Here is a 13103-nt window from a genome sequence, read left to right on the forward strand (position 1 = left end):
CGGTCGGCGGTCAGGCCGCGTCGAGCTTGACCTGCAGCGAGTCCACGAGCACGGCGATCCGGTCGTCGGCCGCCCAGCGCCGAGCCAGTCGCTGCAGGACGGCATCGAGCTCGGCCTGCTCGAGCCCCGCGATGAGCGAGAGGCGCACGATGAGCTCCGGGCCGGCGAGGCGCGCATCCGGGTCGCCCGGCTCCGCGCCGATGTCGACGACGGCGAGCTCTCCCGCGATGCTGTCCTGCAGGCCGAGGAACACGTCGGGGTTCGCCGACGCGGGCTCCCACGGCTGATCCTGGGCGATCGCCCACACCGCGGGGCGCCGCACGACGAACTCGGTGGGGCTCGTCGGATCGAGCACGATGAGGTCGGTGTCCTCACCGGCCGCCGACAGCGCAGCGCGCGTGCCGGCGACGGGGATCGGGCGCGCCTTCGGATCCCACGCGGTGAGCGTCTCGACGCAGGAGAACAGCGGAAGCACCTTCCGGCCATCCGGAGCGGCGACGGTGACGATGGACAGCTCCTGCGTCTTGTCGACCGCGAGGCCGTGCGGGCCGACGCCCTCGTCGCCCTTCTCGGCGACGAGCGGCACGAGCACGCGCGCGGTGCGCAGGGCGTCGACGACGGCGGTCTGCGTCCCGGTGCCCGCGCGGAACCCCGTCAGCGCCTGCCACAGCTTCGGGTCGGCGGAGCCGTCGTCGCCCGCTGCCGGGTTCGGTTGGAAGCGGCGCCCCTCCCAGGGGACGCCGGCGGAGTCGGTCGCGCCGTCAGTATCCGGCGACATCCAGCGCCTCGGCGAGCGTGAAGGCGCCCGCGTAGAGGGCCTTGCCGACGATCGCGCCCTCGACCCCGAGCGGCACGAGCTCGCGCAGCGCGATGATGTCGTCGAGGCTGGAGACGCCGCCCGAGGCGACGATCGGCTTCTGCGTGCGCCGAGCCATCTCGCGCAGGAGGTCGAGGTTGGGGCCGCGCAGGGTTCCGTCCTTCGTGACGTCGGTGACGACGTAGCGGCTGCAGCCGCCCTCCTCGAGGCGCTCGAGCACCTCCCAGATGTCGCCGCCCTCCTGCGTCCAGCCGCGCGCCGCGAGGGTCGTGCCGCGGACGTCGAGGCCGACGGCGACCGCGTCGCCGTACCGGCTGATCACGGAGGCCGTCCACTCGGGGTTCTCGAGGGCGGCCGTGCCGAGGTTGATGCGCTGGGCGCCGGTCTCCAGCGCCGCCTCGAGCGACGCGTCGTCGCGGATGCCGCCGGAGAGCTCCACGTTCACGCCGCGGACGTGCTTGATCACGCGACGGAGGATCGAGGCGTTGCTGCCGCGTCCGAAGGCCGCGTCGAGGTCGACGAGGTGGATCCAGTCGGCGCCCTGGCTCTTCCACGCGTCGGCCGCCTCGAGCGGGTCGCCGTAGCTCGTCTCGGAGCCGGCCTCGCCCTGGGTCAGGCGCACGGCCTTCCCGTCGGCGACGTCGACCGCGGGCAGCAGCGTGAGAGCGGGAGTGGATGCGAAGTCGTTCATATCACCTCGTGCTTGCAGGCATCTCCTGCCGACGCACGAGTCAAGAGACTAGACCGCCGTCGGCCCCGACTCCAACTCCGCGCCGGAAGCGATCAGCGGCGGAGGGTGTCCACCCAGTTGCGGAGGAGTCGGATGCCGGCCTCGCCGGACTTCTCCGGGTGGAACTGAGTCGCCGTCAGCGGCCCGTTCTCGACCGCCGCGAGGAAGGGGCCGCCGTGGTCGGCCCAGGTCAGCACGGGCTGCGGGAACGGCGGATCGACCTCGAGCTCCCACTGCTGCACGGCGTAGGAGTGGACGAAGTAGAAGCGCTCGTCCTCGACGCCGCGGAAGAGCCGCGACCGCTCCCCCGCCTGCACGGTGTTCCAGCCCATGTGCGGCACGACGGGGGCGTCGAGCTCGGCGACGGTGCCCGGCCACTCTCCGAGGCCCTCCGTCTCCACGCCGCGCTCGATGCCGCGGCCGAAGAGCACCTGCATGCCCACGCAGATGCCGAGCACGGGGCGCCCGCCCGCGAGGCGGCGGTCGATGAGCTCGCCGCCGCGGATGGACTCGAGCTGCTCCATCACGGCCTGGAAGGCGCCGACGCCCGGCACGAGCAGGCCGTCGGCGCCGAGCACGGTCGCGCGGTCGCGCGTGAGCTCGACATCCGCGCCCGCTGCCTCCAGCGCCTTCACGGCGGAGTGGACGTTGCCCGACCCGTACTCCAGGACGGCGACGCTGGGCCGCTCGGCGCTCACAGCGCGCCCTTCGTCGACGGGATGCCCTGCACGAGCGGGTCGAGCGCCTTCGCCTGGCGGAAGGCGCGGGCGAATGCCTTGTACTCTGCCTCCGCGATGTGATGCGGGTCGCGACCCCCCACGACGCGCACGTGCACCGTCAGCCCCGCGTTGAACGCGAGGGCCTCGAAGGTGTGACGCACGAGCGAGCCGGTGAAGTGTCCGCCGATGAGGTGCTGCTCGAAGCCCGCCGGCTCTCCCGTGTGGACGAGGTAGGGCCGACCGGAGATGTCGACGACCGCCTGCGCGAGCGCCTCGTCGAGCGGCACCAGCGCGTCGCCGTAGCGGGAGATGCCCGCCTTGTCGCCGAGCGCTTCGCGGATGGCCTGGCCCAGCACGATCGCGGTGTCCTCGACGGTGTGGTGCGCGTCGATGTGCGTGTCGCCCGTCGCGCGCACCGTGAGGTCGGTCAGCGAGTGCTTCGCGAACGCCGTGAGCATGTGGTCGAAGAACGGCACCGACGTGTCGATGCTGCTCCTGCCCGTGCCGTCGAGGTCGAGCTCCAGCTCGATGCTGGACTCGCTCGTGGAACGGGTGCGGCGCGCGGTTCGGGTCATGCCCCGATTCTAGTCGCGGCCGGCGCGCGCCTTCCGCGAGGCGTCAGCGTCCGATGGCGGCGAGGGCGTCGAGGAACGCGCTCGTCTCCTCCTCGGTCCCCGCCGTCACGCGCAGGTGTCCGGGGATGCCGACGTCGCGGATCAGCACACCGCGGTCGTACAGCGCCTGCCACGTCGCCCGGGTGTCCTCCACGCCGCCGAACAGCACGAAGTTCGACCAGGTCGGGTAGACGGTGTAGCCGAGCGCCTCGAGGGTCGCCGAGATGCGGTCGCGCTGCTCCACGATCTCGTCGACCATGCCCAGCATCGTGTCGGCATGACGCAGCGCAGCCGACGCCGCCGCCTGTGTGAGGGCGCTGAGGTGGTAGGGCAGGCGCACGAGCCGCAGCGCGTCGATGACGGCGGGGTCCGCGGCGAGGTACCCGACGCGGGCACCGGCGAAGGCGAACGCCTTGCTCATCGTGCGCGAGACCACGAGCCGCGGCCGCCCGGGAAGCAGCTGCAGCGCCGACGGCGCGTCGCGGGGAGCGAACTCGCGGTAGGCCTCGTCCACGATGACGATGCCCTCCGACGCCTCGTACACCGCCTCGATCACGTCGTTCTCCATCGGGGTTCCGGTGGGGTTGTTCGGCGCGCAGAGGAAGACCACATCGGGGCGGGCGGCCGCCACCTGCTCGGCCGCGCTCTCCGGGCTGAGCGAGAAGGCGGGCCCCCGCTCGCCGGAGACGTAGGTCGCGCCCACTCCGCGCGTGAGGAGGGCGTACATCGAGTAGGTGGGCGCGAAGCCGAACGCCGTGCGACCCGGGCCGGCGAACGCCTGCAGGATGTGCTGGAGCACCTCGTTGGAGCCGTTGGCCGCCCACACCTGCTCGGGCTGGATGCCGTGGCCGAGGTAGTCCGCGAATCCCTCGCGCAGCGCGGTGAACTCCCGGTCGGGGTAGCGGTTCACGTCGCGCAGCGCCAGCGCCACCGAGTCCGCGATGTCGTCGGCGACCTCGTCGGGGATGGGATGCGTGTTCTCGTTGACGTTCAGTGCGACGGGGAGGGGCGCCTGCGGCGCTCCGTACGGCTGCTGGCCGCGGAGGTCGTCGCGCAGGGGCAGGTCATCGAGTGAGACGGTCACCCGTCCATGCTAGAGCGCCGCCGCGCGCGCTCAGCCGGCGGTGGAGTAGGCGGCGGGGATGGCGAGCTGCTGACCGGCGGCGATGACGCCGTCGCGCAGCTGGTTCAGGTGCAGGATCTCGTCGACGACGTCGCGAGGGTCGGCATCGGGGGCGACGGTCTCGGCGATCTCCCACAGGGAGTCCCCCGCACCGACGGTGACGGTGTCGAAGGTGCCGGCGGGCGCGCTGTCCGCGCGGGAGGCGAGAGCGGCACCGCCGCTGAGAGCGCCGAAGCCGATCGCCGCGACGACGGGGGCCGCGGCGAGGCCGGCGAGGACGCGGCGACCGCGCAGGGTCAGGCGCAGACGGGTGGCGGGAGCCGGAGCGGAGCGATGTGCGCGCATGGCCTTTCCTTCCTGTAGATCTCTTCGGGCGGTGCGGATCCCTCAGGATCTCGCTGCCGAAGCGATGTTCCGAACCTATCTTCGATTTCGTACGAGTGTCAAGAGTTGTCTTCGAACTGCTCTCGCGAGGAATGCCCAACACGCTCGAACAAAGCTCCCCGTCTCGCGGTGCGTCCGCTAGCGTTTTCACCGACGGGACCACCACACCACGCACCTCCGACATTCGAGCGGGGCAGCGAAGGAGCACGGACATGACGGATGCGGGTACGCGCGAGGAGAAGCCGCGCACGCGGCGACGCAAGAGCCTGAGCGACAAGCAGCTGGCCATCCTCGAGGTCATCCAGCGCTCCATCCAGCACAACGGCTACCCGCCGAGCATGCGCGAGATCGGCGACGCCGTCGGGCTGAAGTCGCTGTCGAGCGTCACCCACCAGCTGGGCCAGCTGGAGCTCAGCGGCTACCTGCGGCGCGACCCGGGCAAGACGCGGGCCATGGAGGTCCTCATCGACCTGCCGGGATCCGCCGCCGAGAACCCCGCAGACGCGGGCCCCGCGGTGGGCGATGCCGCCCTCGTCCCCCTCGTCGGACGCATCGCGGCGGGCGTGCCGATCACCGCCGAGCAGCAGGTCGAGGAGATCTTCCCACTCCCCCGTCAGTTGGTCGGTAAGGGCGAGCTGTTCATGCTCAAGGTCAGCGGCGAGTCGATGATCGACGCCGCGATCTGCGATGGGGACTGGGTTGTCGTCCGCTCGCAGGGTACGGCGGAGAACGGCGACATCGTCGCGGCGATGGTCGACGGCGAGGCCACCGTCAAGACGTTCCGTCAGCGCGACGGCCACACCTGGCTGCTGCCCCGCAATTCCGCGTTCGAGCCGATCCTCGCCGATGAGGCCGTGGTGCTCGGGAAGGTCGTGGCGATCCTCCGCTCCGTGTGAGGCGCGGGGAGACGATGAGAGAGCGGGAGCCGTCGGCTCCCGCTCTCTCATCGTCTTCGGGTCAGGCGCGCGCCAGGAGCGCCTCCCGTGCCTCGCCCGTCGCGGCGACGAGGTTCGCCAGCGACGCCACGGTCTCCTCGTACTGTCGCGTCTTCAGACCGCAGTCGGGATTGATCCAGACGCGGTCGACGTCGACGGCGGCGACGGCGCGATCGATGCGGCCGCCGATCTCCGCCGCGCTCGGCACGCGCGGCGAGTGGATGTCCCACACGCCGGGGCCGATCCCCCGCTCGTAACCGGCGAGTGCCTCGAAGAGCTCGTCGCGACTGCGGGCGGCCTCGATCGAGGTGACGTCGGCATCGAGCGCCGAGATCGCCTCGAGGACGGTGCCGAACTCGGAGTAGCAGAGGTGCGTGTGGATCTGCGTGGCCGGGCGCGCGCTCGCGGTCGCCAGCCGGAACGACCCGACCGACCACTCGAGGTATGCGTCGCGTGCCCGGGCGTACAGGGGCAGCAGCTCGCGCAGGGCGGGCTCATCCACCTGGATGATGCCGATGCCGGCCTGCTCGAGATCGGCGATCTCGTCGCGCAGCGCGAGCGCGACCTGACGGGCGGTCTCGCCGAGCGGCTGATCGTCGCGGACGAACGACCAGGCGAGGATCGTGACCGGACCCGTGAGCATGCCCTTGACGGGCTTCGACGTGAGCGACTGCGCGTAGGTCGCCCAGCGCACGGTGATGGGAGCCGGCCGGGAGACGTCGCCCCAGAGGATCGACGGGCGCGTGGCGCGCGAACCGTACGACTGCACCCAGCCGTTGCGCGTCACCGCGAAGCCGTCGAGGTTCTCGGCGAAGTACTGCACCATGTCGTTGCGCTCGGGCTCGCCGTGCACGAGCACGTCGAGTCCCAGCTCCTCCTGCAGGCGGATGACCCGCTCGACCTCGTCGCGGAGCACCTGCTCGTACGCGGGCGTCGTCAGCTCTCCGCGGTCGTGCGCCGCCCGCGCGCGGCGGATGTCGCCGGTCTGCGGGAACGAGCCGATGGTCGTCGTCGGAAGCGGCGGGAGCGCAAGCGCGTCGCGCTGCGCGGAGACGCGCTCCTCGACGGCACCGCGCTCGAAGTCCGTCGGCGCGAGGGCGCGCGTGCGGGCGCGGACGCGGTCGTCGTGCACGCCGGGTGCCGAGCGGCGGTCGGCGAGGGCGACGGCGGCCTCCGTGAACGCGTGCTCGACCGCGGTGCGTCCCTCGCGGAGTCCGCGGGCGAGGACGGACACCTCCCCGGTCTTCTGGTCGGCGAATGCGAGCCAGGTCTTCAGGCGCGGGTCGAGGTCGGGCTCATCCGCCACGTCGTGCGGCACGTGCTGCAGGGAGTTCGAGGTGCCCACGGTGACGCGTGCGGGCTTCAGCCCGCTCGTCTGCTCGAGAAGCGCCCACGCCCGGTCGAGGTCGCCGCGCCAGATGTTCCGCGCATCGACGACGCCCGCGACGATGGTCTTCTCCTCGACCCCGTCGACGGCGGCGGGCACGCCGCCGCGGACCAGGTCGAGCGCGATCGCCTCGACGGGCGTGCCGACCAGCGCCCCCCATCCCGCGACGCTCGGTGCGCCGTAGGGGGCGGCGACGAGGAGCTGCGGTCGATCCTCCGCCGCGCCGAGAACCGCGTAGGCCTCGGCCACCGCGCGCGCGACCTCGGCCGGGCTGACCTCGAGCGTCTCGCTCACGAGGGCGGGCTCGTCGAGCTGCACCCACTCGGCGCCCGCTGCGCGCAGTGCGGACAGGATCTCCAGGTACGCCGGCAGCAGGTCGGCGAGGCGGTCGAGCGGCCGGAATCCGGCCGCGGCGCCGTCGGCGGCCTTGGCGAGCGCCAGCAGCGTCACCGGGCCCACGACGACGGGGCGCGTGCTCACGCCGTCGGCCGCCGCCTCGGCGACGAGATCGGCGTACCGCGCGGGCTGCGCGGCGAAGACGGTGTCCGGGCCGATCTCCGGCACGAGGTAGTGGTAGTTCGTGTCGAACCACTTCGTCATCTCGAGGGGCGCGTTCTCGCCGTCGCCGCGCGCGGCGGCGAACTCGGCGGCGAGGCCGATCGAGCCATCCTGTTCGCGGTGGTCGGCGAACCGCGCGGGCAGGGCGCCCACGGCGAGCGCGGCATCCAGAACCTGGTCGTAGAACGAGAACGACTCGGGGATGGCCGACGGCTCGTCGAGGCCGAGCTCGACCAGGCGCGTGCGCGTGGCGCGTCGCAGCTCGGCGGCGCGCTCGCGCAGCTCCGACTCGTCGATCTTGCCGCCCCAGTGGGCCTCGACCGCGCGCTTGAGCTCACGGCGGCGTCCGATGCGGGGGTACCCGAGGATCGTTCCCAGGGGGAAGTCGGTCATCGCTGGTCTCCTTCGTGGTTCCGGATGTCTCCGGGGATGAGTGCGGTCAGGAAGCGGCGGTCTCGCGGAGCGGGATGCCCGCCTCGCGCAGGACGGCGAGCACGGTCTCGTGCTCGTTGAAGGCGTACAGGTGGATGCCCGGGGCGCCGCCCGCGAGCACCTCGCGAGCGAGCCGCGCGGCGTAGGCGATGCCCACCTCGCGACGGCCCTCCGCGGTGGGCTCGACCTCGAGGTCGATCGACAGGTCGGCCGGCAGCGGCTCCCCCGTCAGCTCCAGCATCCGGGCGAGCTTGCCCGGGGAGGTCACCGGCATGATGCCGGGGAGGATCGGGATCACCACGCCGGCGGCGCGCGCACGGTCGACGAACCGCAGGTAGTCCTCCGCGTGGAAGAACAGCTGCGTGATCGCGGCGTCGGCTCCCGCCGCCTGCTTCGCGAGCAGCGCGTCGATGTGCTCTCGGGGGTGCCGCGAGCGCGGATGGCCGTTGGGGAACGCGGCGACCGTCGTCCGAGCGCGCGGCCGCGGGTCCACGCGGGCGGCCTCGGGATGGCCGGGGATCGTCGTCTCGCTGTACGGCGCCCGCTCCGCCTGCACGCGGTGGATGAGCTGGACGAGCTCGGCGGAGGTGGTGAGGTCGCCGAGGAACACGTCGCCCTCCGCCTTGCCGAGGGGCGGATCGCCGCGCAGCGCGAGGAAGCGCAGCACGCCGGCGACGAGGAACTCGCGGATGAGGGCGCTCGCGGTGGCGTAGTCGTTGCCCACGCACGTGAGGTGCGCGAGGGGCTCCACGTCGGTGTTCTCGCGGATCCAGCGCAGCACCCGCAGGGACTCCCCGCCCGTGGCGCCGCCCGCGCCGTACGTCACCGAGAGGAACTCCGGCCCCGCCGCCGCGAGGCGGCGGATGGTCTCCTCGAGGGCCGCCGTGCGCGACCGCGTCCTCGGCGGATACAGCTCGAACGAGAACGGCGTGGCCGACGACTCCATGCTCCTCCCCCGCGCTTCCGGTCGCCGCGGCGACTGCGTATCCGGCCGGTGCCCGGCCTCCTCCGGAAAGGTAGCCCGCCCCGCTCCCGGGAGGGAGATCTGTGACGCCCCGTGTCACCGGGAGCCGGTTACCGTGGGGGGCATGGTGCAGACGCTTCCGTTCGGCTCATGGCCGTCGCCGATCTCCGCCCGTGACATCGCCGGGAACGCGCCGCGGCTGGGAGACGCCCGGTTCGTCGGCGACGACGTCTGGTGGGCGGAGGGGGTCGCCGCCGAGGGCGGGAGGACCGCCGTGCTGCGCGCGAGCGACGGGCGGCGCGTGCTGCCCGCGCCGTGGAGCGCGCGGTCGCGCGTGCACGAGTACGGCGGCGGCGCATGGACGGCGGACGAGTCGGGGCGGCTCCTCTTCGTCGAGCAGTCCGACCAGCGCATCCACCTCCTCGCGGCGGGCGCGGACCCCGTGCCGCTCACCCCCGCCGGCGCGGGCATGGCATTCGGCGATCTCGTCCTGACGGATGGCCGGCTCTGGGCGGTGCGGGAGACGCAGAGCGGCGAGGGGGCACCGCGACGCGACATCGTCGTCGTCCCGTTGGACGGCAGCGCCGCGGCGGACGGGTCGGCCATCCGCAGCGTCGTGTCGGGGAGCGACTTCGTGGCCTATCCCGCGCCGCGCGGCGACCGGATCGCATGGGTCGCCTGGGATCATCCGGACATGCCCTGGGACGCAGCGGAGCTGCGGCTCGGCCGCATCGAGTCGGATGGCCGGGTGCGGGAGTGGACGACGCTCGCCGGCGGACGACGAGCGTGGGAGGCGCAGGACGTGTCGGCGCTGCAGCCGCAGTGGACCTCGGACGACGACCTCCTCTTCGTCGCCGATCCGCCCATCTGCGAGGGCGGACCCGCCCGCTGGAACCTCCGGCGCGCGCGCCTGGCGGCCGGCGCGACGGCCGTGGTGGAGTCCATCCTCCCCGCCGACGCCGACACCGGGGGCCCGCTGTGGAACCTCGGCACCCGCTGGTACGCCCCGCTCGACGACGGCCGCGTGCTCGCGGTGCAGACGAACGGGCGGGACCGCCTCGTGGTCGTCTCCCCCGACACGCGCGCGGTGACCGAGCTCGAGACCCCGCTCGCGCAGGTCCTCGTGAAGGACGTGCGCGGCTCGCAGGTGCTGCTCTCCGGCGCGGGTCCGCGCACCCCCGGCGGCATCTGGCTGCTGGACGTCGACGCGCGCACCGTCACCCCGGTGCGCGGCGGCGAGACCGACCTCGATCTCGTCTGGATGCCCGAGGCGCTGCCGCTGACCTTCCCCGGCCCTCACGGCGAGGTGCACGCCTTCGCCTACCCGCCGACGAACCCCGAGGTCACCGCGCCCGAGGGCGAGCTGCCGCCGTATCTCGCGCTGGTCCACGGCGGGCCGACCGCGCATGTCGCGGGCGACCTCTCCCTCGCCGTGGCGTACTTCACGAGCCGCGGGATCGGCGTCCTCGACGTCAACTACGGCGGCTCGACGGGCTACGGACGCGCCTACCGCGAGCGTCTGCAGGGCGGATGGGGCGTGGTCGACGTCGACGACGTCGCCGCCGCCGCGCGCGGGATGGCCGAGTCCGGCTTCGCGGACCCGGCGCGTCTGGCCATCCGGGGCGGGTCGGCGGGCGGGTGGACCGTGCTGTGCGCGCTCGCCGACACCGACGTCTTCGCCGCGGGGATCAGCCGCTACGGCGTGGCCGACCTGCGCATGCTCGTCGCCGAGACCCACGACTTCGAGGCGCGCTACATCGACAAGCTCGTGGGCCCGCTGCCCGAGGCCGCAGACCTCTACGAGAGCCGCTCGCCGCTGTCGCGGCCACAGCTCCTGCAGACGCCGCTGCTCATCGAGCAGGGCGCGGACGACCCGGTCGTGCCGCCCTCCCAGGCCGAGGCGCTGCGCGACGCGCTGGCGGCGAACGGGGTGCCGCACGCGTACCTCCTCTTCGAGGGCGAGTCGCACGGCTTCCGCGGCAGCGAGGCGATCGTGCGCTCGCTGGAGTCGGAGGTGGCGTTCCTGGGCGCGGTGCTGGGATTCACCGCACCCGACGTGCCGGCGCTGGAGATCGAGGCGCTGTCGGCGCCCGACGGTACCGTCTGATCCATGGAGCTCACGGGGCTGGTCCTCGCCGCGATCGGCGGCGCGGATCTCGTGCGGGCGGGCGCATCGCACCGCGTGCGCGGAGCCGGCGTGACCGCGCTGCTCGTCGTGATCGTGCTGGCCGGCGCGGCGGTCGGCGCCGACCCCGTCTCCTCGGTGCTGCTGGCACTCGTGCCGGCGGCGGCCGCGCTCGGCTGGCTGGCGACGATGCGCGCCGACGACTCACCGCTCGGGTTCTTGCCCGTCGTCCTCCTCGGGGCGCTCGCGCTGGGCGCGTTCGCCTGGAGCCCGGCGACGGTCGATGCGACGGTGACGTGGGGCGACCACGGCGCGCTGCCGGTCGCGGTCGTGCTCCTCACGCTCGGCGGCGCGCTCTTCCTGCTGGAGTCGTCGAACCGCGTGGTGCGCACGGCGCTGCGCACGGAGGACGTGCCGGCCGACGGCGACGAGGCGCCCGGACGACGCCGGCTGTTCGGCCCTCGAGCGGACGCGGACACCGTCCCTGCGCGGGACGTGCACACGCTTCGCGGCGGACGGCTGATCGGACCGCTCGAGCGCCTCGTGCTCGGCGGGCTGCTCCTGGCCGGCGCCTACCCCGTCGTCGCGGCGCTCATCGCCGCCAAGGGCATCGTGCGCTTCCCCGAGATCTCCCGCGACCGCGACCGCGGTACGCAGGCGGAGTACTTCCTCGTCGGGAGCATGGTGAGCTGGGCGCTCGCCCTCGCGACGACCGCGCTGGTGTGGCTGGGTTCCGCCTCCCTCGGGTGAGGGAGGCGGAACCGCGCGCTCACTGGGTGCCGGCGAACTGCTCGAGCTCGGCGGCCAGGCGCGGCGAGACGCGGACGTGCACGCGCGTGCCGCCGGACTCGTGCTCCTGCTCCAGGAAGATGCCCGTCTCGTGGATGGCCGACAGGAGATCGCCGCGCTCGTAGGGGACGAGCGCCCTCACCTCGACGGCCGGGACCGGCAGGGCGTCCTCGACGACCGCTCGGAGCTCCGCGACGCCCTCCCCCGTGCGGGAGGAGACGAACACGGCGTCCGGCTCGAGGCCGCGCAGCACCATCCGCGTGTCGTCGTCGATGAGGTCGGCCTTGTTGAAGACGACGATCTCGCGGATGTCGCGCGCCCCCACATCCGCCATCACATCGCGGACGGTCGCGATCTGCCCGGCCGGGTCGGGGTGGTGACCGTCGACCACATGCACGATGACGTCTGCGTCGGCGACCTCCTCGAGCGTGGAGCGGAACGCCTCCACGAGCTGGTGCGGCAGGTTGCGGACGAATCCGACGGTGTCGGCGAACGTGAACACGCGGCCGTCCGCGGTCTCGGTGCGGCGCACGGTGGCGTCCAGCGTCGCGAACAGCGCGTTCTCCACGAGGACGCCGGCGCTCGTCAGCCGGTTCAGCAGGGACGATTTGCCGGCGTTGGTGTAGCCGGCGATCGCCACGGACGGGATGGTGTTGCGCTTGCGCTCGGACCGCTTGGCGTCGCGCGCGGGCGCGAACTCCTTGATCTGCTTGCGCAGCTGCGCCATCCGCGTGCGGATGCGACGGCGGTCGAGCTCGATCTTCGTCTCACCGGGTCCGCGGGAGCCCATGCCGGCCCCGCCGGCACCGACCTGGCCACCGGCCTGACGGCTCATCGACTCGCCCCAGCCGCGGAGGCGCGGCAGGAGGTACTCGAGCTGCGCCAGCTCGACCTGGGCCTTGCCCTCGCGGGTCTTGGCGTGCTGCGCGAAGATGTCGAGGATCACCGCGGTGCGGTCGATGACCTTCACCTTGATGGCGTCCTCCAGCGCGCGACGCTGGCTCGGTGCGAGCTCGGTGTCGGCGATGACGGTGTCTGCCCCGACGGACGTGACGATGTCCTTCAGCTCCTCCGCCTTGCCGCGCCCCACGTAGGTCGCGGGGTCCGGGTGGGGGCGGCGCTGCAGCACGCCGTCGAGCACGGTCGAGCCGGCGGTCTCCGCGAGGGCGGCGAGCTCGCGCAGCGAGTTCTCCGCATCGACGAGCGAGCCCTGCGCGTAGACGCCCACGAGCACGACGTTCTCGAGGCGCAGCTGGCGGTACTCGACCTCGGTGACGTCCTCGAGCTCGGTCGAGAGGCCCGGCACGCGACGCAGCGCATGGCGCGCCTCGAGGTCCCACTGCTCGCCGTCGGTGGTCGAACCGGCGGCGGTTCCCGCATCCTGCAGCGCCTGCGCGCCGCCGAAGGTGCGGACTCCCGAGCGCGATTCGGCGTGCGAGAGCACGCGGTCAACCGGATCCGACATCGGATCGGTCTGCACATCGGGATCGATGGTGTCTGTCAAAGGGTGCCTTTCTGAGGTTTTC

12 protein-coding genes are annotated in these 13103 nt (G+C 73.0%); 3 read left to right on the top strand and 9 right to left on the bottom strand.

All coding sequences use genetic code 11. The annotated features are described in order from the left end of the window. Positions 1–10: 10 nt before the first annotated feature. The 6 genes from D7D94_RS06155 to D7D94_RS06180 form a co-directional block, all read right to left on the bottom strand. Positions 11–778: an SseB family protein gene (locus D7D94_RS06155; protein ID WP_156241780.1), complete on the bottom strand. Its 768-nt coding sequence runs from the start codon at positions 776–778 to the stop codon at positions 11–13. Continuing rightward, complete coding sequence (priA, locus tag D7D94_RS06160) at positions 762–1508, bottom strand: bifunctional 1-(5-phosphoribosyl)-5-((5-phosphoribosylamino)methylideneamino)imidazole-4-carboxamide isomerase/phosphoribosylanthranilate isomerase PriA (RefSeq protein WP_156241781.1); 747 nt, start codon at positions 1506–1508, stop codon at positions 762–764. The genes D7D94_RS06155 and priA overlap by 17 nt, the downstream gene beginning before the upstream one ends. 92 nt (positions 1509–1600) lie before the next feature. Next, positions 1601–2245, bottom strand: coding sequence for an imidazole glycerol phosphate synthase subunit HisH (gene hisH / locus D7D94_RS06165; protein WP_156241782.1), 645 nt, complete (start codon positions 2243–2245; stop codon positions 1601–1603). Beyond that, complete coding sequence (hisB, locus tag D7D94_RS06170; protein WP_156241783.1) at positions 2242–2841, bottom strand: imidazoleglycerol-phosphate dehydratase HisB; 600 nt, start codon at positions 2839–2841, stop codon at positions 2242–2244. Before hisB ends, hisH begins: the two co-directional genes overlap by 4 nt. 43 nt (positions 2842–2884) lie before the next feature. Next, positions 2885–3964, bottom strand: a complete 1080-nt coding sequence (locus tag D7D94_RS06175) for a histidinol-phosphate transaminase (RefSeq protein ID WP_156241784.1) — start codon at positions 3962–3964, stop codon at positions 2885–2887. 30 nt (positions 3965–3994) lie between these two features. Next, a complete protein-coding gene (locus D7D94_RS06180) occupies positions 3995–4348 on the bottom strand; it encodes a LysM peptidoglycan-binding domain-containing protein (RefSeq protein ID WP_156241785.1) in 354 nt (117 codons plus the stop codon). A gap of 251 nt (positions 4349–4599) precedes the next feature. Here D7D94_RS06180 and lexA point away from each other — a divergent pair, with 251 nt between their 5' ends. After that, positions 4600–5283 carry a transcriptional repressor LexA gene (gene lexA, locus D7D94_RS06185; RefSeq protein WP_156241786.1) on the top strand — a complete coding sequence of 228 codons (684 nt, stop codon included), beginning with the start codon at positions 4600–4602 and terminating at the stop codon, positions 5281–5283. Positions 5284–5344: 61 nt separating this feature from the next. Here lexA and metE read toward each other — a convergent pair whose 3' ends face one another. Both metE and D7D94_RS06195 read right to left on the bottom strand, forming a co-directional pair. After that, entirely contained in the window at positions 5345–7660 is a 2316-nt protein-coding gene (metE, locus tag D7D94_RS06190; RefSeq protein WP_156241787.1) for a 5-methyltetrahydropteroyltriglutamate--homocysteine S-methyltransferase, read from the bottom strand. A gap of 46 nt (positions 7661–7706) precedes the next feature. Then, positions 7707–8645: a methylenetetrahydrofolate reductase gene (locus tag D7D94_RS06195; RefSeq protein ID WP_156241788.1), complete on the bottom strand. Its 939-nt coding sequence runs from the start codon at positions 8643–8645 to the stop codon at positions 7707–7709. A 142-nt stretch (positions 8646–8787) separates the two neighbouring features. On the opposite strand from D7D94_RS06195, the gene D7D94_RS06200 reads away from it, so the two are divergent. Then, entirely contained in the window at positions 8788–10770 is a 1983-nt protein-coding gene (locus D7D94_RS06200) for an alpha/beta hydrolase family protein (RefSeq protein ID WP_156241789.1), read from the top strand. Between the two features lie 3 nt (positions 10771–10773). Beyond that, complete coding sequence (locus D7D94_RS06205; protein ID WP_156241790.1) at positions 10774–11538, top strand: hypothetical protein; 765 nt, start codon at positions 10774–10776, stop codon at positions 11536–11538. Between the two features lie 19 nt (positions 11539–11557). Here the strand turns inward: D7D94_RS06205 and hflX are convergent, their stop codons facing one another. Continuing rightward, a complete protein-coding gene (hflX, locus tag D7D94_RS06210; RefSeq protein WP_425486985.1) occupies positions 11558–13081 on the bottom strand; it encodes a GTPase HflX in 1524 nt (507 codons plus the stop codon). Between the last annotated feature and the right edge of the window lie 22 nt (positions 13082–13103).

The organism is Microbacterium oryzae (assembly GCF_009735645.1).
GTDB lineage: Bacteria > Actinomycetota > Actinomycetes > Actinomycetales > Microbacteriaceae > Microbacterium > Microbacterium oryzae.